General features: G+C 42.9%; 18 protein-coding genes. 7 read left to right on the top strand and 11 right to left on the bottom strand.

The genetic code is table 11. The features are described 5' to 3' along the window. Positions 1–33 precede the first annotated feature (33 nt). Together I3252_RS00355 and I3252_RS00350 are read right to left on the bottom strand one after the other, a co-directional pair. Positions 34–363 (bottom strand): DHCW motif cupin fold protein, encoded by a 330-nt coding sequence (locus tag I3252_RS00355; RefSeq protein WP_238033862.1) that lies wholly within the window; start codon positions 361–363, stop codon positions 34–36. A 61-nt stretch (positions 364–424) separates the two neighbouring features. Then, positions 425–886: an isoprenylcysteine carboxylmethyltransferase family protein gene (locus tag I3252_RS00350; protein ID WP_238033861.1), complete on the bottom strand. Its 462-nt coding sequence runs from the start codon at positions 884–886 to the stop codon at positions 425–427. A 325-nt stretch (positions 887–1,211) separates the two neighbouring features. Between I3252_RS00350 and htpX the strand changes: the two genes are divergently transcribed. Beyond that, a complete protein-coding gene (htpX, locus tag I3252_RS00345; protein WP_238033860.1) occupies positions 1,212–2,126 on the top strand; it encodes a protease HtpX in 915 nt (304 codons plus the stop codon). A 104-nt stretch (positions 2,127–2,230) separates the two neighbouring features. On the opposite strand, the gene I3252_RS00340 is transcribed toward htpX, so the two are convergent. Both I3252_RS00340 and I3252_RS00335 read right to left on the bottom strand, forming a co-directional pair. Further along, the gene (locus I3252_RS00340) at positions 2,231–3,505 is read right to left on the bottom strand and encodes a saccharopine dehydrogenase family protein (RefSeq protein ID WP_055124939.1); all 1,275 of its coding nucleotides are present in this window, start codon (positions 3,503–3,505) and stop codon (positions 2,231–2,233) included. 285 nt (positions 3,506–3,790) lie between these two features. Next, positions 3,791–5,029, bottom strand: coding sequence for a carboxynorspermidine decarboxylase (locus I3252_RS00335; RefSeq protein ID WP_238033859.1), 1,239 nt, complete (start codon positions 5,027–5,029; stop codon positions 3,791–3,793). A 90-nt stretch (positions 5,030–5,119) separates the two neighbouring features. Here I3252_RS00335 and I3252_RS00330 point away from each other — a divergent pair, with 90 nt between their 5' ends. Further along, a complete protein-coding gene (locus tag I3252_RS00330; protein ID WP_238033858.1) occupies positions 5,120–5,785 on the top strand; it encodes a DUF924 family protein in 666 nt (221 codons plus the stop codon). A 287-nt stretch (positions 5,786–6,072) separates the two neighbouring features. Here I3252_RS00330 and I3252_RS00325 read toward each other — a convergent pair whose 3' ends face one another. From I3252_RS00325 to lpxB, 3 genes are all read right to left on the bottom strand, one after another. Beyond that, complete coding sequence (locus I3252_RS00325) at positions 6,073–7,302, bottom strand: CAP domain-containing protein (protein ID WP_238033857.1); 1,230 nt, start codon at positions 7,300–7,302, stop codon at positions 6,073–6,075. Positions 7,303–7,866: 564 nt separating this feature from the next. Further along, entirely contained in the window at positions 7,867–8,721 is an 855-nt protein-coding gene (locus I3252_RS00320) for a ribonuclease HII (RefSeq protein WP_238033856.1), read from the bottom strand. Between the two features lie 73 nt (positions 8,722–8,794). Continuing rightward, entirely contained in the window at positions 8,795–10,102 is a 1,308-nt protein-coding gene (gene lpxB, locus I3252_RS00315; protein WP_238033855.1) for a lipid-A-disaccharide synthase, read from the bottom strand. A 427-nt stretch (positions 10,103–10,529) separates the two neighbouring features. Between lpxB and I3252_RS00310 the strand changes: the two genes are divergently transcribed. Beyond that, complete coding sequence (locus I3252_RS00310) at positions 10,530–11,612, top strand: 3-deoxy-7-phosphoheptulonate synthase (protein ID WP_060491198.1); 1,083 nt, start codon at positions 10,530–10,532, stop codon at positions 11,610–11,612. 122 nt (positions 11,613–11,734) lie between these two features. On the opposite strand, the gene pepN is transcribed toward I3252_RS00310, so the two are convergent. Then, positions 11,735–14,335: an aminopeptidase N gene (gene pepN, locus I3252_RS00305; RefSeq protein WP_238033978.1), complete on the bottom strand. Its 2,601-nt coding sequence runs from the start codon at positions 14,333–14,335 to the stop codon at positions 11,735–11,737. Between the two features lie 395 nt (positions 14,336–14,730). Here pepN and I3252_RS00300 point away from each other — a divergent pair, with 395 nt between their 5' ends. The 3 genes from I3252_RS00300 to I3252_RS00290 all read left to right on the top strand — a co-directional run bounded on the left by I3252_RS00300 (position 14,731) and on the right by I3252_RS00290 (position 16,924). Next, on the top strand, positions 14,731–15,327 hold the full coding sequence (locus tag I3252_RS00300; protein WP_055124945.1) for a DUF6231 family protein: 597 nt from the start codon (positions 14,731–14,733) through the stop codon (positions 15,325–15,327). Positions 15,328–15,483: 156 nt separating this feature from the next. Beyond that, positions 15,484–16,002, top strand: coding sequence for a peptidoglycan-associated lipoprotein Pal (gene pal, locus I3252_RS00295; protein WP_109590035.1), 519 nt, complete (start codon positions 15,484–15,486; stop codon positions 16,000–16,002). Positions 16,003–16,123: 121 nt separating this feature from the next. After that, positions 16,124–16,924 (top strand): 4'-phosphopantetheinyl transferase family protein, encoded by an 801-nt coding sequence (locus tag I3252_RS00290; RefSeq protein ID WP_238033854.1) that lies wholly within the window; start codon positions 16,124–16,126, stop codon positions 16,922–16,924. A 119-nt stretch (positions 16,925–17,043) separates the two neighbouring features. Here I3252_RS00290 and I3252_RS00285 read toward each other — a convergent pair whose 3' ends face one another. After that, positions 17,044–17,928, bottom strand: a complete 885-nt coding sequence (locus tag I3252_RS00285; protein WP_238033853.1) for a hypothetical protein — start codon at positions 17,926–17,928, stop codon at positions 17,044–17,046. A gap of 628 nt (positions 17,929–18,556) precedes the next feature. Between I3252_RS00285 and I3252_RS00280 the strand changes: the two genes are divergently transcribed. Beyond that, positions 18,557–19,315: an IclR family transcriptional regulator gene (locus I3252_RS00280; protein WP_045446365.1), complete on the top strand. Its 759-nt coding sequence runs from the start codon at positions 18,557–18,559 to the stop codon at positions 19,313–19,315. A gap of 75 nt (positions 19,316–19,390) precedes the next feature. Here the strand turns inward: I3252_RS00280 and mmsB are convergent, their stop codons facing one another. Together mmsB and I3252_RS00270 are read right to left on the bottom strand one after the other, a co-directional pair. Further along, the gene (gene mmsB / locus I3252_RS00275) at positions 19,391–20,335 is read right to left on the bottom strand and encodes a 3-hydroxyisobutyrate dehydrogenase (RefSeq protein ID WP_201502133.1); all 945 of its coding nucleotides are present in this window, start codon (positions 20,333–20,335) and stop codon (positions 19,391–19,393) included. 123 nt (positions 20,336–20,458) lie between these two features. Continuing rightward, complete coding sequence (locus I3252_RS00270) at positions 20,459–21,688, bottom strand: enoyl-CoA hydratase/isomerase family protein (protein WP_238033852.1); 1,230 nt, start codon at positions 21,686–21,688, stop codon at positions 20,459–20,461. Positions 21,689–21,734 lie beyond the last annotated feature (46 nt).

The raw sequence follows: 21,734 nt of genomic DNA, 5'->3' as shown, positions 1-21,734 counted from the left end.
AGCTTTATGAATTTTATGGTGTTACTGGCAATATCAATCAACAATAAATAGCTTAGCACCTGTGTTCGTTGACGAACGATGTGCAATCTTATTGTCCGCTACTTGATAAGTCATACCGGCTGTTAAGGTAAAAGTACGCCCATCCTTTAACTCGGTGTTTAGCTCGCCCTCAATACAAAATAAAATATGCCCTTTATCGCACCAGTGATCGGCAAGGTAGCCTGCGGAGTACTCAACCATATGCACATTGATATTGTTAAATTCGCAAGTCTTCCAATACCCCGTGCCCGTTTCACCTTTGTTTTCTACCGCTTCTACTGTCGTCCAATCGGTAATAGCAAAAGGTATGTTTTTCATTTCCATAACGTCATCTCCCTGATTTTATTGTTCATTCATTTATCATAAAATCTTTACTTACTATACCTCAAATCCAGCGCCGCACTTTATTTAGATAATCCTGATAAGTTTTGCCGAATTTTCGTGCCATCATCTGCTCTTCTGGCTGGATTTGAAAGCGCGTCATATAAAGTATAAAAATAGGCAATAATACAAACGCCAGAAGGTGAGACAAATAGAACGCCCAGCCTAATAATATAAGCACCAAGCCCACATACATCGGATTGCGGCTATACTGATATATACCACTGGTCACTAAACTAGAGACCTTCTCTAACGCTTGCGGATTGGGTGTGGTCTGAGCGATTCTAAATTGAGTCACCCCCATGATACCTAAGCTCAGACCCACCACACCCAAAGCCACTGCCAGTACAGTTGAGCCGTTGAGTGAGAACGTCAAAGCAGGAACCATTTTAGAGACGCAATACATAGCAGCGGCGGTAATAATCACTTGGGCGACTGGAGGGACTTTAAGTGCTAGAGCGTTCATGATTAGACCTCATAGAGCGTCAAATAAAAAACCTCAACAGTGAGTGCTCATTATACCTGCTCACTATTTTCGTTTTAATTTTTACTTTTGGCCCTTTACTATTTAAACCGTCAAAAAATAATTGTTTTCACCTTTTAGATGTCGCTATTCTTTATTTTCATTCTTTGCTCTCTAACTATATCACTGTATTTATACGGTTAACTGGGATTGTTATTTATCAAAATAACGCCATTTATGTAAAGTAAAAACATATATAAAAATATAATACCTCATAGAGTATTATGTCTTAAAGCTGTATTTAAATTTAAATGAGGAAACTGGCATCATGATGCGTATCGGATTGTTCTTATTAACCAACTTAGCGGTGATTGTGGTATTTAGCATCGTGTTTGGTATTTTATCCAGATTTTTTGGAATTGGTGGCGTACATGGTGCGGGCGGGCTAAATTACACCAGCCTTGCCATTATGTGCGGCGTATACGGTATGGTTGGTTCGATGGTATCATTATTTATCTCGAAATGGATGGCCAAAAGATCAACGGGGACGGTGGTTATTGAAACGCCAAGCAATGCCACTGAAAAATGGCTGGTAGATACGGTCGCTAGACAAGCGCGAGCGGTAAATATTGGCATGCCAGAAGTGGGGATTTTTAATAATTCTCAGCCAAACGCGTTTGCCACAGGCTGGAATAAGAACAAAGCGTTGGTCGCTGTTTCATCTGGCTTACTGCAAAGCATGACACCCGATGAAGTAGAAGCGGTATTGGCGCATGAAATTGGTCACGTGGCAAACGGTGATATGGTCACCCTTGCGCTCATTCAAGGCGTAGTGAATGCCTTTGTGATGTTCTTTGCGCGTATTATTGGTAGCTTCGTCGATCGGACGGTGTTTAAAAACACCAGTGATAGCCCAGGTATTGGCTACTTCATCACGAGTATTGTGATGGATATTTTACTTGGATTTTTGGCATCTGCCATCGTAATGTGGTTCTCGCGTCTACGCGAATTCCGTGCGGATCAGATGGGTGCAAAGCTTGCTAGCAAAGACAAAATGATTAGTGCGCTTGATGCCTTGCGTCCTTCTGAGCAGCGTCCAGATCAAATGCCTGAGAGTATGAAAGCATTTGCTATTTCATCAGGACAATCTACGGGCTTTAGTATCGCGAACCTCTTCCGCTCACATCCAACGCTGGATGACCGTATTGCGGCGTTGAGAAATTATAATCCTAATGAAGGGTAATGACAGGATCAGCTCCCCTACCTCCTCGTAAAATTAACGTAAAAACCCAGACAACAAAAAAGCCTATCTATAAAAGATAGGCTTTTCTAAATCAAACTCGTTATTTAAATATCAAACGCTAACGCTCTGTCGCCTTCGCTATCTTTGATACGCGTTGGCAAACCAATCTTATTCAGCAGATTGATAAATGGCTTGGCATCCAGCTCTTCGACGTTGACCATTTTGCCAGCATCCCACTCACCAGTTGCGACCAGAATCGCAGCAGCGACGGGTGGTACACCTGCGGTATAAGAGATACCTTGGCTACCGACTTCGTTATAAGCGTCTTTATGATCTGAGATATTGTAAATAAATACCTCGCTATCAACGCCGTTGATTTTGCCTTTGACTTTGTCACCGATGCAGGTCTTGCCCGTATAGTTCGGTGCAAGAGAGCTTGGGTCTGGTAGAACCGCTTTCACTACTTTTAATGGGATAACTTCTTGCCCTTCAGCAGTCATCACCGGCTGCTCAGAGAGTAGACCCAAACTTTGTAGCACAGTGAATACATTAATATAATGCTCACCAAATCCCATCCAAAAACGGATATTTGGTACGTCTAAATTGGCGGATAACGAATGCACTTCATCATGACCACTTAAGTAACTGTTTTGCACGCCGACCACTGGTAAATCGTCAGTACGCTTCACTTCGAACATTTTATTAGACTGCCACTTGCTGTCCTGCCAAGAGTAAACCGTACCGGTAAATTCACGGAAGTTAATCTCAGGATCGAAGTTAGTAGCGAAGTATTTACCGTGGCTGCCAGCATTGATATCAATGATATCGATATCCGTCACCGAACCTGCATCCATCATGTCATAGCCAAGACGCGCATAGGCGTTGACCATACCGGGGTCAAATCCTGCCCCTAAAATCGCCGTGACATTATTATCCGCACAGCGCTGTTTGCGCTGCCATTCATAGTTGTCATACCATGGCGGCGTCTCACAAATCTTGCGTGGATCTTCGTGAATGGCGGTATCGATATAAGCAACACCTGTCTCGATACAAGCTTCCAATACCGTCATATTGATAAATGCCGAACCGACATTGATGACGATTTGGATACCCGACTCTTGAATCAGCTGTATCAGCGCCTGAGTATCCATAGCATCCACTTGGTGCGTATGCAATACCGCAGGCTGCTTGAAGCTATTCTTATCTTTCACGCTTTGGGCGATGGCATCACATTTATCTTGCGTGCGCGAGGCAATATGAATCTCGCCAAGGATGTCGTTATGCATCGCACATTTATGCGCGACCACTTGAGCGACACCACCGGCTCCGATGATGAGTACGTCTTTTTTGCTAGATTTGGCTTGTTGGTTTGTGTTCAATGAACAATCCTCCTTTGTGTCTCTGTCGATACCATCGATAGTGGCGAGTCAAAACAGAAACGAGTGAATGATATGCGTGAATTAAAAAGGAAGACCGAGGAAAACCCACGCACCCGTCGGGCAAAGCAGCATTTGATGACTGGCTTTTGCCCGTGGCGATTATAACAATTTTTATGAAGTCATCGGTAAAAATAATGTATAAAAAACAGACGAGTTAAAGTCATCTAAAAACACACTTAAGTCTTTGTTTTCTAACATTTAAATCAATTTATCGACACAATTAAACTAAGACAAGCTGGCTTTGTAATCTTGATAATCAAATTCGCGCTGCACATCTATACTGCCATCTAGACGACGAATCACAATCGCCGGCATATTAACACCATTGAACCAGTTCTTTTTCACCATGGTATAACCTGCGGCATTACCAAAGGTTAGGGTATCACCTATTGTTAGGTTATTTGGCAAGGCATACTCACCAAAGATATCGCCCGCCAAACAAGAACGACCATAAACAATCGTATTATCAGCTGACTTAGCGTTCTCGCTGATGGGTACGATATTGGTCGGGTCGATATCAAGAGAGGCAATATTCATTAAATCACTATTAACAGCCGCTATCGGCGCTGACTCACGGTAAATTAACAAATCAAGCATGTGCGCTTCAATGGATGAATCTACTACAGCGAGATTTTTTTCATTGTGCATAGTATCTAAGACGGTAGTGACCAATGACCCAGCACCATGGATACTTGCCTCACCCGGTTCAAGATAAACTTGCACCCCATATTTTTCACTAAAGATTTTTAACCTGTCAGCCAGTTTTTCTAGTGGATAATCAGGCGCGATAAAATGAATGCCACCGCCCAAACTCACCCACTTAAGCTGCGCTAAAACATCACCAAATCTATCTTCGATATCTGCTAAGCTGGCACTAAAGGCTTCAAAGCTGTCATTTTCGCAGTTGTTATGAATCATGACGCCTGTGATATCAGCTAGTACGGCGGTAATCTTATCTTTATCATGCTCACCTAAGCGGCTAAATGGACGCGCAGGATCAGCGATGATAAACGATGAATTACTGGTCTTTGGGTTTAAGCGCAGTCCCACTGGTATATTTTTTGCCGCCGCTTGACCTTTAAAAGCATTTAACTGTGAGATAGAGTTAAAGATAATTTTATCAGCATAGCTCAATACTTCATCGATCTCATCAGCGCTATAGGCGACGCTGTAAGCATGAGTTTCTTTTTTATTATCACTGTCTTTACCTTTACCAAAGGTCTCATAGCCTAAACGCACTTCATTCAGTGACGATGAGGTCGTGCCATGCAAATAAGGCTGCATCACATCAAACACGCCCCAAGTGGCAAAGCATTTGAGCGCCAATAATGCTTTAGCGCCTGATAGCTCACACAGCCGCGAGATAATCTGCATATTGGCAACGATTGCCGCTTCATCAAGCAAATAATAAGGCGTGGGCGGTAGAGGTGATTGGGTAGTGTTTAGCGAAGTTTTTGCATTCATAAGAGGTTACCTAATAGCTGCTGTTGGCATCATGACAGACATAAATATTTGCGCTATAGTAGACTAAATCCATCATAATTAGAATATCTTATGTCACTATCAACCGATTATTCCACTGCTACTAGCCAAGCTTATTCATCGCAGCTCGACCCAAAAAATATTCATTTAGAACATCTTGATGCTAATGCGCATGCTGTACTGGAGTTTTGGTTCGACAAAGACAATGAGCAACATTGGTTTGCGCAAAATGATGACTTTGATACGCAGATAAAGGATAAATTCGGTGACATCTGGCAAGCTGCCAAGCAAGGTGAATGCGTGACATGGCGTATCGCAAACGCGCCAACAGATAGCAATAGCTCCATCACGGCGTTGGCAGGCAGACTAGCAGAAATTATTGTCTTAGATCAGTTTTCGCGTAATTTATGTCGCGGGCAAGCAGGCGCTTTTGCACAAGATAGTATGGCTATCGCATTGGCACAAGAGGCTATTGGACAACCACACTTTGATACATTACCGACTGAATGGCGCAAGTTTATCATCATGCCATTTATGCACTCTGAATCATTGATGATCCATAAGCGCTACTTACCATTGTTTGAAAAATTACATGATGACAATACGCTGGATTTCGAAAATCGTCATAAAGATATCATTGAGCAATTCGGTCGCTATCCGCATCGCAATGACATTTTAGATCGTGAGTCAACGGATAAAGAAGAAGCCTTCTTGCAACAACCGAACTCATCGTTTTAGCGCTTATATATTTATATGATTGATTGCAATATGGTTTATTCCAATATAGTTACTTCAACTCAAAAGAAGTGTGAAGTACAAGGCAACCAAGTATAGGCATATACACTATTTCAAGCGAGAGGAACGCCGAACTCTTTTATAGAGTAATGGATTGACTATGATAATAAAGCAAGGGCTGAATCAGATAACTGGTTCAGCCCTTGCTTTATTCTACTTACTCTTTAGATATTTTCGTCCAGATTGGTGCTTTTATTCAGATTAAGAACACGTCTTAGTTCACTTAATTATTAGTTCACTATCCCTGTCGTAAAGGTAAAGCTCTCACGCTCGATAGTTTTATTATCCACTAAAATATCAAAGCTGACACGGTAGTCACTGTTGCCATGTAAACCACAGTTTTTGCCTTTTTTACTGGCAATCTGGCAGCTTTTTAAATTATCAGTGATTGGTAATATAAAAGCCTCATTTGCTGGTAGTGCATTTGCCGTACTTTTATAGGGATCTTGGCGATAGTCTAGCAGCTCAATCGGTACATCGATATTTCGCTGGATATCATGGAATGTCACATTGCTGATATCAATCGTTTGAGCGGATGGCATATTGATATAAATGGGTTGCCCGATAGGATCCACTCGCAAGTCACGCCCTGTATGCTTGACAGGATCTGGCGTCTCATTATATAGTGCGGTTACTGTATCCGTCACGCCTTCACATGGATAAGTGAATACGCCTTTAACCGTATTATCTTTAGTCGCTTGGGTCGCTGCTGCATGGTTGACCAATACATAACCTTGGTTATTCGCCGCCTCTTTATTGTATGGCTTATAGATAACCACGCCAGTACCCGTCACGCTTGCACTAGGCATCATTAATGAACGCAAATGGTAAGGTGCTGCCAGCAAGGACTTTGCCATCGAGCCTGCCACAACATCTGAGCGAATAAGATTGCCTGCTGAACTATAGTAGATAGATTGGGCAATATTCTCAGTCACACCATATCGTACATTTGGATAATTTGCGTTTGATAAGCGATCGGTAAAACTTAACCCACCAAAAAATGGATTATTGCTACTGGTAACGCCCGAAATATCTGCAATCTTATTTTCGTAATGCGCGCTGAATGCGGTCGGTGAGCTATTGGCAAAGACGTATTTAATATAATTTGCATGTTTAATGGCAACATCATCAAGCGCGGTATCAACAGATAAGCCGCTCAGACCACAGCTGGCACGCGCCAAACTGAACTTATTGTTGGCAATTAATGCAGCCTTTACCTCATTAGTAGCAGTAGTGCTATCAGGTTGATCGTCAACATTATCGCTTGAATTGTCACTTGTATTATCATTGGGCTGATCATTTGGCTCGATAGCAGGTGGGTTCGGACTTGGCGCATTGGTATTAGAGCTGCTATCAGAGCCACCACCGCCCCCACCACAAGCCGTTAGAAACACTGTCAAAAAAAGCACTGCAGCAAGATTTTTCTGTGGCGTACTGATTGGTAGTGTACTGAGCGTCATTTTTTATCCTATAGAATAGTAGCGCGTATATAAGTCAATAAATGCCAGCGTTAATTATGGGTACATAAGCTAAGTAGACTTAAGCTGCTAGGGCGTGTTAAACATTCACAAATGGGCACTGCTGACAGCTAAAATTGTTACAGCCAAGGCGCAAGTCGACGATAATGTTAAGACCTTAGCTAGAATTGCAACGCCCTGCTTGTAAATAGCTGGGGGCAATTTTAGTATCAGCCCCAATATTAACAGAAGGGGACAGAACTCTTTTTTGCCGCTTCATTGTTAAAAATATACGCTTAGAATGACTAAACTTACTATTTTTAACGTCGAATCGCCTGAAAAATAGTCCCTGTCAGTGCCATAGTCGAATGTTTAACACGCCCTAACATCACAGTATTGAATTTATTTGTAATGGCATTGTAATACAGTCCAAAAATTTTTACTTGGTGTTTGTTGAAGACTGATACGTTCATTATAGACTGTCTTATTTTTAGTCATGACTATTTCCGCTTAGGCTATTTTAAAGAAGCATGCTCAGCTTAACGTTTATTTTTAAGTGCCTTGTTCTTAAGTGGCTTTCTCTAATGACTTTCTGACTGGTGCAAAACTACGTCTATGCGCAGATAATACGCCGTATTTTTCGATTGCCTCCATGTGTGCGCGTGTTGGATAGCCTTTATGTTTGGCGATACCATATTCTGGATACTCAGCATCAAGCGCATACATGGCTTTGTCACGGCTGACTTTAGCCAATATACTGGCGGCAGCAATGCTGGTATGACGCGCATCGCCCTTTACCCATGCTTGGCAATCGATAATCGATTTTTCTATACCCAGTTCAGCGAGCATTGCCTCATTTAATTCAGGGCAGCGATTACCATCGAACAAAACTTCGACCTGCCTCATAGAGTTGACAAGATGATGAGCAATGGCTTTTAACAACACTTCGGTACATAAGCGCATACCGAGCATCGTCGCTTGCAAGATATTGACTTGATCGATGACCGCTGCTGGGATCTCGGCGACAACATGACCAATAGCATGCTGCTGAACCAATGGATAAAGTCGGTCACGCTTCTTTTCGCTCAGCTGCTTGGAGTCAGTCAAGATAGATAATGGCGTGTCCTTTAATGGCTGCATCTCAATCAATCCTGACCAAGTTTTAGGCAATATCGCAGCAGCCACATTGACGCTACCGAGCAACGGCCCACGTCCTGCTTCATCAACGCCTATTTGTAGCGTTGACTGCTGTAAGCCTTGTTCCACCTTGATCGGATACTGAGTAAGTAGCTCATCAACATCTACCTGACCCGATAAACGAATAGGCTCAACCAGCTGTAGATATTGACCTTTGATATCAATTTGCTCAATATTTACTTCAATGGGGGTGACAGAGTTGTCGGTTTGGTACTGGTTACTCATAGGGGCGCGGTATCTTTGTTATTAGGTATCATTATGATTAATAGAAGAAGAAATGATCGCAATCAATAATGGCTTAAATCCGATGTTTCGCTTGGATAAACCATTGCTCAATCACACTATTAGCAGGATCATGATTACTCTGCTGTTGTAATAAGTGCTTAGTGGCGATGAGATCTTTTAATTGCTCAGCATAGGCACGCGGTTGCAATAGCCGCATGACCGTACGACAGATATTGTCACCACTCGCCTGCTCTTGGATCAGCTCAGGAACGATTGCAGTATTAGCCAAAATATTGGGCAGCGCCACATAAGGCACTTTGACCAAGCGTTTGGCAATCTGATAGGTGAGTTTATTTAATTGATAAACCACCACCATCGGTCGCTCTAATAGCATCGCCTCTAGCGTTGCAGTGCCAGATGCCAGCATCACAATATCTGAGGCTGCCATCGCTTGTTGACTAAAGGCCGGCTGGCTATCATCATAGACCACAACGATGGCAGCACGTAGTTGCTCTGAGCGCTGATCAATAACATCTTGGACGATGTATTGGTGATTCTGGTCGACGGTCGGAATGATAAAGCACAGCTTGGGGTCAAGCAATATCAACTTTTGAATACCATCTAACATCAATGGCAAAATAGCAGTGATTTCACCGCGACGAGAGCCTGGCATTACACAAATAAGCTGGCTGACATCGTCAAATCGTTCAATAAAAAACTGCTGCAAGCCATCGTTGTGCCAAACCAGCTCACTACGGCGCTGATTGATCGGTGTCTCTAATAATGTTTGATCGATCGTACGCAACAGCGGATGACCAACACATATTGCTGGATGATTATGGCGCTCATAAACGGACAGCTCAAAGGGGAACAAACACAACACAAGGTCGGTCGCTGCTTTAATATTATGAATACGTGACTCACGCCATGCCCAAATAGAAGGGCTGACATACTGCACGCAGAATACGCCTTGCGGTTTTAATTTTTTAGCCACTCTAAGATTAAAATCAGGCGCATCAATGCCAATAAACCAATCAATATCAGCGGCTTTAAATGCGCTCAATAATTCACGGCGAGCTTTAAGCAAGTCAGGCAATTGCGCCATGACTTCTACCAAACCCATCACCGCCAAACGCTCCAACGGAAAAATGCTGTGTAGCCCTTGCGCTTGCATCTTTGTACCACCAACACCGACCCACACAATATCACCACGTAGATTATTCATCTGCTGCATGAAGTCTGCGCCCAAGCTATCCCCTGACACCTCACCTGCGACGATACCGATGACCAATGGCACAGTCTGTAATTCAGCACTTCGAATTTCAGTCTCTGTTTGGTCTATAAGGTTATGATGTTGATCAGGCGTAGCAGAATCTGTCATGACAAGCTCTCGATATTAAAAAATACAATAAATGCATATAAAATAAATGAATGATTATTATAAAATACGACGCATAAAATCTGCGTGAAAGCTCTGTGATATATAAGCATTCGCCATACTCACTATTTTATCGTCATACCTTTTATGTTGTCATCATACGTGACGATGATACAAATAGCTAAATTAGCTGATAAAAGCCAGAAATAACTACTTAACGGGTTAATTTGTTTTTCTATACGGACAGATAAATTGAGTAACAATCTTGCTTGTTGAAGCGCTCATATACGATTGGCGCTGAACAAGTATAACTAAGTTTTGGTTTCCTCATTCCAGTTATCAGTCAATTAACTGCGCGACTGCCCTTGTCAACCAACACTTTTGTCCGCATAATGAAACTCCCTATAAATCAGCTAGACGATATATAACCATGACAACATCAGTTACCCATAATGCAGATATTGACGACGTGAATATTGAAAAGTTCATTCCTTTGATCACTCCCGCTGAGCTAAAAACTGAGCTACCTTTATCAGATGCAGCCTATAAAACCGTATTAAACGGTCGTAATACCATCCAAAACATCTTGGATGGTAAAGACAAGCGCCTCTTTGTGGTCATCGGCCCCTGCTCTATTCATGATATCAAAGCCGCTCACGAATATGCCGATCGTTTGGCCATATTAGCAAAAGAAATCGAAGATAGCGTGTTCGTTGTGATGCGCGTATATTTTGAAAAGCCACGCACAACCGTTGGCTGGAAAGGCATGATTAATGACCCTGATATGAACGACAGCTTCGATATTGAAAAAGGTCTGCGTACTGCCCGTAAGCTACTGCTCGATTTGAATGAAAAAGGTCTTCCTTGCGCCACTGAAGCTTTAGACCCCAATACGCCGCAATACATGCAGGATTTGATCAGCTGGTCAGCGATTGGCGCACGTACCACTGAGAGCCAAACGCATCGTGAAATGAGTTCAGGCTTATCGTGCCCAGTAGGTTTCAAGAATGGAACAGACGGCGGCATGACGGTCGCTGTTAACGCAATGCAAGCCGTGAAAGAAGGTCATAGCTTCTTGGGTTTATCAGCAGATGGCAAAGTCTCAATTATCAAGTCTAAAGGCAACCCTTACGCGCACGTGGTACTCCGCGGTGGTAACGGCAAGCCCAACTATGACGAAACTGCGGTTGCACAAGTGGAAAACGAGCTGGCAAAAGGCAAAACCAATAGCAAGATTATGATTGACTCAAGCCATGCCAACTCAGGTAAAGACCCATATCTACAGCCGATGGTCATCCAAAACGTTGCAGAGCAAATTCAAAACGGTAATAAATCAATTATCGGCATGATGATTGAGAGTCATCTAAAGGGAGGCAATCAAAAATTGACGGCTGACTTAAGTCAGCTCGAATATGGCAAATCTATCACTGACGGTTGCTTAGATTGGGAGAGTACGGTCACTGCCCTATATAATCTACGTGATATGGTTAAAGACGTTTTGCCTAACCGTTAATATTGACAGCCCCTCATCAAAAAGCCCGTCTGACATGATATGTCAGACGGGCTTTTTTGTACGCTTTAACTTATTAGATTATCACGTTTAACTTTTCAACGTAACTGATAAAATATTACGCTTTATATATTTGCCGCACCTAAAACACTGTTTAGACTTTCAAGTACATGCTTAGAAGAAGCCTGCTTTTGCAACTCAATCAACCGCTCATGCGCCATTTGACGACGTGGCTCAGCCAAGGTATTCCAACGCGCTAGCACTTGCAATAAGCGCGACGCCAAAACAGGATTGGCATCATCCAACTTTTTAATCACACCAATATAAAGCTCTAACCCTTCTGCCGTCCATAAAGCCGTTGGCTGCGAGGTAAAGGCACTGACCACTGAGCGTACACGATTGGGCGTATTCCAATCAAAATCTGCGTGAGCGATCAAGGATTGGATAGTATCAGCGGTCACAGTATCAGCAGACGCCTGCACACTAAACCATAAATCGATGACCAAATCATTATTTTGGAAGCGATTATAAAAGTCCGCCAAATACTCATCAGCATTTAGCAGTTGATGATTGACCATCGCTTTCAACGCACCGAAACGCTCCGTCATACAGCTTGCATCATCATACTGCTGCTGCGCCCATTCATCTGCGCCATCGACATTCGCGGTCAGCGCCATATCGAGCACCACATTACGCAAGGCACGGGTGCCACGAGCCTCGGCACTATCTTCATAAGACTGCATAGGTAACTGCTCATAAAGCTCAGACCATTGATTTTTTAAAGCATCTGCAAGCTGCTGATACAAGTCGTCGCGCTGCGCTTTCACCAATGCTGGATCGTAATCTTTATGAATAGCAGACGCCAGCTCTTGCGCTGATGGAATATCAAGCAAGCGGGCAGCCAACATCGCATCCTCAGCCGCGAGCACAGGCAATGTCTGCGCTAGTGCTTGCAGATAGATATCAGGACTGCTCTTCTCGCCTTGACCTTGCAGCAAGATACGATTGACCAGCATCTGCGTCACTTGCCAGCGGTTAAAACCATTGGTTTCATGTTTGAGCAAAAATGCCAAATCTGCATCTTGATAATCATAATTGAGCTGTACTGGCGCACTAAAATCACGTAGCAAGGATACAACAGGCTCACGCGTTATATTTTCGAAGGTAAAGGTTTGCGTGGCTTGATCGAGTAGCAGCATATGCTCAGCCACAATGTCACCAGTGTCTTTATCAAATAGCGCAGTCGCGACCGGAATAGGCAATGGTTTTGGCGCAGCAAAGCCACTGACATGACGGGTTTGCTGACTTAACGTAACCGTCAGTGTCTGCGCTGCATGGTCATAATGTTGATGACCAGACACCATTGGTGTTCCCGGCTGACGATACCAGTCGATAAAGCTTTCAATCTTGCTATCAGTGATGCTAAGCGCAGATAAAAAGTCCTCAACCGTGACTGCTTGCCCATCATAACGACGGAAATACTCATCCGTGCCTTTACGAAAATTCTCGGCTCCTAACGTATTGGCAATCATGCGCACGATTTCAGCGCCTTTCTCATAAACAGTCGTCGTATAAAAATTATTAATCTCGACAAAACTCTCAGGGCGTACTGGGTGTGCCAGTGGTCCTGCATCCTCCGCAAACTGATGAGCACGCAAGGTCGCCACATCATCGATACGCTGTACGGCACTCGACTGCTGATCCGCTGAGAATGATTGATCGCGGTAAACAGTAAAACCTTCTTTTAAGCACAATTGAAACCAATCACGGCAAGTGATGCGATTGCCTGTCCAGTTATGAAAATACTCATGGGCAATGATGGCTTTCACACTAAAGCTACGCGCATCCGTTGTCGTCTCAGGACTGGATAACACACAAGCGGTATTAAAAATATTCAGACCTTTGTTTTCCATTGCGCCCATATTAAATTGACTCACGGCAACAATCATATAGCGATCTAAATCGTAGGCGCGACCATAATTGACCTCATCCCATTTCATCGAATCCTTCAACGCTTGCATACCGACATCACATTTATCAATGTCAGCAGACTTTGCGTATATTTCCAGCAACACCTCACGACCTTCGCTAGTGGTATAAGAATCCGTTAATACGTCTAAATCAGCGACAACGCAGGCAAATAGATAGCTTGGCTTATTGGTTGGATCATGCCATATCGCATAATGACGGTCTGGGGCATCTGCCACCTCACCTGCTTCAACCAAGTTACCATTGGCCAATAGTGTTGGATAACGCTTATCCGCCTCAAGACGCGTGGTAAATATCGCTAGCACATCGGGGCGGTCTGGATAAAAAGTGATTTTACGAAAACCTTCCGGCTCGCACTGGGTGACAAACATCGTCTCATCACCACTGCCCGCCATATAGAACCCTTCAAGTGCGGTATTGGTCTGCGGACAGATACGTACTTGAATCTGTAAAACAACCACATCAGGTGCATTAGCAATCGTCAACGTGCCTGCTTGTTGTTGATAATCCTCAGCCGTCAATGGCTTACCATTCATCGTAATGGCGATCAGTTCCAACTCCTCACCGAACAATACGAGATCTCCTGCTGTTTGACGTACCATCTTCAGAGTGCTGTCTACCTGTGCATGATTTTCGAACAGTTTAATATCTAAATCAACCGTTTCCACATCAAAGCTAGGTTTCTGGTAATCTTTTAAATTAATTTTACTTGGTGCATGCGGTGGCACATCTGGCATATCAGGATTAATGATTTGAGCATCAGTTTCAGCAATAGACATGGGTATTCCTATTATTATTTATGGCAAAAAATATATATGGTAAAAAGCGGGATAATTTAGGTTAAGGCAGGTCATCAATTAGCATAATCTTATGACCATTAACATGATAATGGTATCTTGCTACATTGACCTAAACTGCCAAATTTCAAGAGCAGGTCCCAATTTTATTATGTTCATCGTCCCTGATACTTATCAAAATGCGATAGCAATGAGATAGTCGATATATCAAAAGAATAAGAGAGTCGACATATTAAAAGAGCAGCATAATCAGCATCAATCACCCATTGGATAATCGCGATTAAAATGATTTAATAGGGTCACTGATGACCAACACTCGATAAACGGCCTATTATATGATAAAGCAAACCGACAGTCGCTCAGACATTACGTTACCATTACTGATAGATTACGTTGAGGCTCTTTTGCCCTCACTAACCATACAAGCGAACGCATCCACAACGATTGAATCTACTAATAATGACACTGAGTTGCTGTGGGTCGTCCCAGATCAAAATGCGCGGTTAGCATTAAAGACACTGCTAAAAAATACCCGCTCACCACAAATATCGACATTATTAGAGCTCAATCAACGACAATTACCTGAACGTTATGAGCTCGCCTGTTTTTGGTTGCCCACACTCTCACCAGAGTTTCTGCAGCAGTATATTCCGCTGCTCATGCGCTATCGAGATCTTTATGCGGCACACCTGCTAATCGCCCTTGATGACACCTTAGATCTAAAAGCTTATGGCTTTACCCCATTTGATATCTTGAATGAACCATCTTTAGAGATGAATACTACTGACAAATCAGAGCAGCCTTCATCTGTAAAGTCATCAGCGTCCGCTAGACTTTGGCAGTTCAATTTATATGACTATAAACAGCTGCCAAATTGGTTAAATGCGGATTATTGGGCCAATCCTGAAAATTGGGGCAAGCACCGCTGGTAGTAGATCTCATATCTATCTGTAAATTCTAGCATTATTTACAGTAATACTACTTACATAAAGTAACATTTAGTATATGATAGATAGCAATTGCCTAAGTTTTATCGTAAGCAGTTCAAAAAAAACAATTTTAATTAATTAAAATTTTAGGAGCTCATTATGTCAACCAGTTTTTCTAAGATCGCAGTCCTCGCTGTATTATCAAGCGCTGTGGCACTAACCACAGGTTGTGCGACCAAACGTGCTACTTCTGAAGTCGTGGTTGCCCCACTAGGTATCCCAGGTGGTCAAGTTGGATACACTGGCGCAGTCATCGTAGATAACTCAAGCGCGGTTATTATGGGCGCAGAAAACCTACAGGCAGTTGTTTACTTTGCTTTTGATAGCAGCGAAATTACTTCACAAGCAGCGAGCATTCTTAATCAACATGCCAGCTTGCTCAACTCAAATCCAGCAGCCAGCGTTGTTATCGCAGGTAATACTGATGAACGCGGTAGCCGTGAATACAACATGGCACTAGGTGAGCGCCGTGCTGCTGCAGCACGTGATTACCTTGCTACTCAAGGCGTCGCAGTAAACAATATCCGCATCATCAGTTATGGTGAAGAGCGCCCTGCTGCCGCTGGTAATACTGAAGAAGCTTACGCACTAAATCGCCGTGCTGAATTGTCTTACTAACACCAGTAAAACCAATCACAGTCGATAAAGCTCAACATATTTTATAATTGAAAGCCCAGCAATAATATATCGCTGGGCTTTTTGCATGTTACTAAGCGAACCAATCCAATAGATGTAATTAATGATGCCAAGCTCTATCTTAAACCTGACCCATGTACAATATATCCAGCTCGATCCTGCAACGTGGTGCGCCACTGCACAAGTAAGCGAGTGTTCATCCCTCAACTTTAAAAGACTGTGGGATGAATTACTGTGGTCATCCGCGAACAATATATCACAGGTAGATTTTCAGAAAATTTACGAGCTTAATTGGCATTACTGCCTGTCACCAGTAAGTTTATCAATGCGTGAAATGGCGCAGCATCAACGTCACATACAACGTAAAGGCGTTCGATTATTGCTACAACAATTACTGGATGAGCTAAAGTTGCGCGATACTTTGGATGAGTCAAATTTCCCGTACCGGCTTAGCAGCAGTGAATATTACGTATGCTTTAGTCATACAGGCAGCAAGAATCATGATATTAATCAAAATACCGTTCAGACAATCAATACATCATTGAACAGTAAAGTAACCGTGGTCATTAGTCGTCACCGTCCCATTGGTATTGATATTGAAACCAATCATGTAGCATGGCGCGTGGCACAGCGGTTTTATTCTGAGCATGAGATGGCTGCTTTACAAGCACTGTCCCCACTTCAGCGTAAGATTATCGCTAAATTACTGTGGCAAATAAAAGAAAGTTTTATCAAAATTCATCAATACAAACTGGTACAAGGGTTAGGAATAGATTACTCCTACCTGATTGCTGATTTGATTCATACTATTAGAGAACCGTCATATTTAATGGTCATAGCAGACATTAAGTCCGATTACCGTATCGCGGTATTGTCAGCGCAACAAACCATCGTTATTTTCTAGATTATTTATACATATAATTCATTCTAACAACTACCCTTTCACAAACAAAAAAAACGACCCTAAAAAGGATCGTTTTTTCTTACTCTTCTTCTAATAACAGTACTTAAACTGTGATTAGATTAGAAACGGTAAGTTGCACCAAGCTTAACAATTGGCATCCACTCAAGATAATCTTTATCTTCTAGTTCTTTCTCAGCAAGAGCGGCAACATCCCCAGGAGTTACTCCAGGTACAATCGTGCCACCATCAGTAAAACCATCTTCTACACGTACTGGTCCAGTTTTACTTGCAGTTACAGTAGCATTGGTTTTGCCCATGTATGCTGCACCAATTTCACCGAATAAACCGAAGTTGTTAGTGATGTTAGGACGGAAACCAATAGTACCATAAGGGGCTAGTTTGTTACGATGTTCCATGCTGCCTTGTAAAGCACCTACAGAATCTGCAACATATGATACATCATTAATTTTGTATACGCCGCCATCTGGATTAGCAGTTACGTCAAAATCGTTGTCAGGTACGATGATACCGGCACCCATGGTGAACCAGTTACCAGTAGGACGTAATTGCACACCTAGGTATGGGTTGCTGAAGTCAGAATCAACGTCATAGTTTACGTCATTTGCGTCAAAATCACCGCCGAATAGGTCAGCAACATCGCCACCTGCCCAACCAGCTTGTAGTTCAGTTTTCTCATTTAGTGACCAACCGATGTTAGCACCGTAACCTAGTGTACCAACTTCAGCGCTAACAGAAGCTGGGTTGATAGCAGTTTGGAAGAAAGTCTTAGTACCACCAACAACAGCACCAGTAGTGTTGCGAACGATACCAGCGTCAGCATTGTATGCAACAGCAACAGGCTCAGCTTCATATGCAACAGCAACAGGCTCAGCTTCGTAAACAACTGCATCGTTACCATCAACAACGATAACAGGTTCAGCAGCTAGTGCAGCAGTTGACGCTAAAACGGCAGCAGAAATTGCTGTTAATTTAATAAGTCTCATAAATACTCTCCTAAAGTGTGGAATAAGTCGCCCATAAAAAATGACAATTTAGCTTTTCTTAAATCGATCATTTTGTTGAGCAGATTAAAACAATTTTGGCCGGAAAAGTCACCCCTCTAGGAGCGCTTTTTATTTGCCGTTATGTAAAGATTGCATAGATATTGTAATAATTACTACACCAATCCGCAAAACTTCGACTTTCTGTTACACAATGCTCTTAAAGTAACTCAGCAGCGCAAACATGAATATTGGTTAGCTTAATCTTCATGTAAGGATATTACAAAATATGTCATTATAATGACCTACCTCTTTATTTAACTCAATGACAGTTATATAGCTTATTACTACAGTTTGTTGTATTTTGTGAGATGGTGTAGTAATTATTGCTTTTAGAAAACTTTTCAGAAAAATAAAGCATTAGTATAAATTTCAATGTCGTATGACTGTGTGACGTTAGTATTGATGCATTTAGTATTGGCATATAAAGTAACTAGATCTTGTCTAAGCTTGATATTATGCTAAATTAGAGAATAGGAAAATTTGTCGCAAGGCTGCGTATTTACTTTTATCTGTTAATGCCTTGTTGTATTTCCTACTATATTCTTTTTATTCTTATTGAGCCACTCATATGCCTAAAGTATCGTCGATTACCCGTGTGTTAGAGATTATCGAGGCGGTGTCTTATGCCTCAAAACCGCTCTCGCCACTTGAGCTATCGCAAGAGCTTGATATTCCAAAGCCGACCATTCATCGATTGATTCAAAATCTGCTCGATGAAGGATTCGTGACTGTGGATATTGGCGGCGGTATTATACCGGGCAAGCGGGTACGCAACTTGGGTGTTGAGCTTTGGCAACAGCGATTGTTCTTTAATGAGCGACAAATGATTTTGCAAAAGCTGGTTGATGAGCTAAAAGAGACCTGCGGGATCGGTGTGCCTTATCAGATGAACATGATCTACACCAACCGTGCAAATACGACCTTGCCGATACAGATTTATTTGCCAGTGGGCGCAAAATCACCAATGTGGTGTACTGCGACTGGCAAGCTGTATTTAAGCCAGTTACCGCGCACAAGCCGCGACAAAATACTGCAAAACCTGTCACTGGATAAGTTTACCAAAAATACGATTACCGATATCGATGCGCTAAACGCTGAGCTTGATCGTATCGCTGAAACAGGTATTGGTATCGATAATGAAGAGTTTATCTCTGAGATGGTGGCAATCGCCGTACCGATACGGGATAGGAAGTCGCGCTACCTTGCCTCGCTGTATCTTCATGCACCGACCATAAGAGTGTCTTTAGATGATCTCTTAACCCATGTCCCACGACTGCAAAAAGCAGCGAAAGATATTCAGTCTCTCGTCTATGACCTACCCAGCTAGATGATGCAATATAAGCAAAAAAAAGGTCTGCATTAAGATACTAATGCAGACCTTTTTCATAGGTACTTTGATAATTTAAGTCAATACAGAGCTGTCGTGTCGCGCCATAATGCTTGAGAAATCTCTATCACCATTCTCGACAGTATGTGCAGCATAAAGCTCAGTCGCTTTAGCGCCCATTGGCGTCTCTACATTGGTATCTTCAGCGGTCTGCATGGCAAGGTTAAGATCCTTTTGCATGAGCTTACTCATAAACCCGCCTTGATAGCCATTGCTCGATGGGACATTCTCCATCACTTGCGGATAAGGGTTGTATACCTCTAGCGTCCAGTTACGACCTGAGCTTTGCAGCATAATATCTGATAGTACTTTAGGGTCCAGACCGTTTTTGACGCCTAAGTTAATCGCCTCTGCTGTTCCTGCCATCAGAATACCTAACAGCATATTATTACAAATTTTTGCCACTTGTCCTGCGCCATGCTCGCCTGCATGAAAGATATTTTTGCCCATCACAGCCAGTATCGGCTCAGCTTTGGCAAAGGCATCAGTGCTGCCACCGACGATAAAGGTTAACGTACCAGCGATAGCACCGCCCGTACCACCAGAGACTGGGGCATCTAAGAAGTCTATACCAAGCTTACTTGCAGCCTCTGCGACCTTCCTTGCATCAGCGGCTGCAATGGTACTGCTATCAATGACTAAAGTACCTTTCGGTAACTCTGCAAGTAGGCCGTCAGCGCCATTATCTCCTAAATAGACAGAATGGACGTGCTTGCCAGCAGGCAACATACTGATAACGACCTGTGCATGACGTGCAGCATCTTTAGGACTGTCTGCTACACTGGCACCTGCTTGCTGCAAGCGCGTGGTCGCCTCTGCGGATAAATCATAAACCGACAACGTATAACCTGCTTTTAACAAGTTCTCTGCCATCGGTGCGCCCATATTACCAAGCCCAATAAAAGCAATATTTGGCTTAGTAGTATCGTTATCGGTGGCATTTACATCCTTTGTATTCATCTCATCATTCCTTGATGGTTAGTATTAATCATGCGCGCAGGCGTTGCTACACATATAGCTGTAAACTATTTAATTGAGTGTAATTTTAATTTGATGTCTATATTGAATTGATAAATTCAATTTTTAACGCACAGACTGACTGCCTAAAGCCTCATCACCCAACCAATCGCCTAACGGATGCTCACCTTTAGCATAAGGATTCACAAAGTGCTGCTGTATGTACGCCTGCCCTTCGCTACTTAGGCAGTCTGCTAGTGAACGCGACCATTGTGGATTACGATCTTTATCAATGAGCAGCGCACGTACCCCTTCTTTAAAGTCAGGATTGGCGGCACAATGTACGGCTACATTGGCTTCTAAATACAGAACTTGCTCTAGTGATAAGTCAGTGACTTTATAATAAAGCGCATAAGTTAAAGCAGCGGTAACTGGACAGCCATGGCGATAAGTATCTACTGCTCGCTGCGTCCAGCTATCATTGGCAAACTCTGTATCTATTTTTGCGAGTGCCGCATCACTTTGTAATAAAGCATCGATATCACCCAGTCCGCCGCTGTTCATCAACTGCTGAATAGATTGCCAATGGATTGCCAATTTACTAGCAGGCAACTCGGCAATTGGTTGCGCTGCAAGCACACGGCTAACGATACTATGAGCACTATTGTTATCGCATTTATCGGTACGACTAGCGGCAACCTGCCAATCACTCTGTTTTAAACTTTGTATGACGGCATCATAGTCACTACTGGCGACGGGATACTCTGCAAGATTGGCTAATAGCGCATCATTGCCATTACACATCGCGCCCGTTAACCCTAAAAACAAGCCCGTCTTAGCTGGCATACGCTGCAAAAACCAACTGCCAGAAGCATCAGGGAACAGCCCAATAGTTACTTCTGGCATCGCAAAACGGGTACGCTCTGTGACCAAGCGGTGACTACAACCTGCCATCAAGCCCATGCCGCCACCCATAATAATGCCGTCACCCCAGAGTATTAGTGGTTTGGAATAAAAGTGCATTTTCCGATAAAGACGATATTCATGACCAAAAAATTCTGTCGCGTAAGGATTCGGTAGCGGTGCATCACTAGACATACTGTCATAAAGCTTACGAATATCACCGCCAGCACAAAACGCCTTATCGCCTGCGCCTTTTAATAGCAATGCCACCACTTGCTCATCATTTTCCCACTGCTCTAGTTGCTGCGATAACAATTGACACATCTTAACGCTAAGGGCATTAAGAGACTTTGGCATATTTAACGTCATTATCCCAATCAGGTGACCACAATCTGTCGGTTCGGTGCTGAATAGTACCGGCGCTTCTGGTTTGCCTTCTATAGCTGTTGTCATAAAAGTGACCTACAAATATTAAAAGAAAAATAGTATCATTAAGTTT

Origin of the sequence: Psychrobacter sp. Ps4 (assembly GCF_022129285.1) — a bacterium.
Lineage (GTDB): Bacteria > Pseudomonadota > Gammaproteobacteria > Pseudomonadales > Moraxellaceae > Psychrobacter > Psychrobacter immobilis_A.
The sequence above is the reverse complement of the archived record's forward strand: the minus strand, read 5'-3'. Positions and strand labels throughout refer to the sequence as shown.

Coding starts and splice junctions, on each gene's coding strand:
- I3252_RS00355 (WP_238033862.1), bottom strand. CDS start 363: ATGGAAATGAAAAACATACCTTTTGCTATTACCGATTGGACGACAGTA.
- I3252_RS00350 (WP_238033861.1), bottom strand. CDS start 886: ATGAACGCTCTAGCACTTAAAGTCCCTCCAGTCGCCCAAGTGATTATT.
- htpX (WP_238033860.1), top strand. CDS start 1,212: ATGATGCGTATCGGATTGTTCTTATTAACCAACTTAGCGGTGATTGTG.
- I3252_RS00335 (WP_238033859.1), bottom strand. CDS start 5,029: ATGAATGCAAAAACTTCGCTAAACACTACCCAATCACCTCTACCGCCC.
- I3252_RS00330 (WP_238033858.1), top strand. CDS start 5,120: ATGTCACTATCAACCGATTATTCCACTGCTACTAGCCAAGCTTATTCA.
- I3252_RS00325 (WP_238033857.1), bottom strand. CDS start 7,302: ATGACGCTCAGTACACTACCAATCAGTACGCCACAGAAAAATCTTGCT.
- I3252_RS00320 (WP_238033856.1), bottom strand. CDS start 8,721: ATGAGTAACCAGTACCAAACCGACAACTCTGTCACCCCCATTGAAGTA.
- lpxB (WP_238033855.1), bottom strand. CDS start 10,102: ATGACAGATTCTGCTACGCCTGATCAACATCATAACCTTATAGACCAA.
- I3252_RS00310 (WP_060491198.1), top strand. CDS start 10,530: ATGACAACATCAGTTACCCATAATGCAGATATTGACGACGTGAATATT.
- pepN (WP_238033978.1), bottom strand. CDS start 14,335: ATGCCAGATGTGCCACCGCATGCACCAAGTAAAATTAATTTAAAAGAT.
- I3252_RS00300 (WP_055124945.1), top strand. CDS start 14,731: ATGATAAAGCAAACCGACAGTCGCTCAGACATTACGTTACCATTACTG.
- pal (WP_109590035.1), top strand. CDS start 15,484: ATGTCAACCAGTTTTTCTAAGATCGCAGTCCTCGCTGTATTATCAAGC.
- I3252_RS00290 (WP_238033854.1), top strand. CDS start 16,124: ATGATGCCAAGCTCTATCTTAAACCTGACCCATGTACAATATATCCAG.
- I3252_RS00285 (WP_238033853.1), bottom strand. CDS start 17,928: ATGAGACTTATTAAATTAACAGCAATTTCTGCTGCCGTTTTAGCGTCA.
- I3252_RS00280 (WP_045446365.1), top strand. CDS start 18,557: ATGCCTAAAGTATCGTCGATTACCCGTGTGTTAGAGATTATCGAGGCG.
- mmsB (WP_201502133.1), bottom strand. CDS start 20,335: ATGAATACAAAGGATGTAAATGCCACCGATAACGATACTACTAAGCCA.
- I3252_RS00270 (WP_238033852.1), bottom strand. CDS start 21,688: ATGACAACAGCTATAGAAGGCAAACCAGAAGCGCCGGTACTATTCAGC.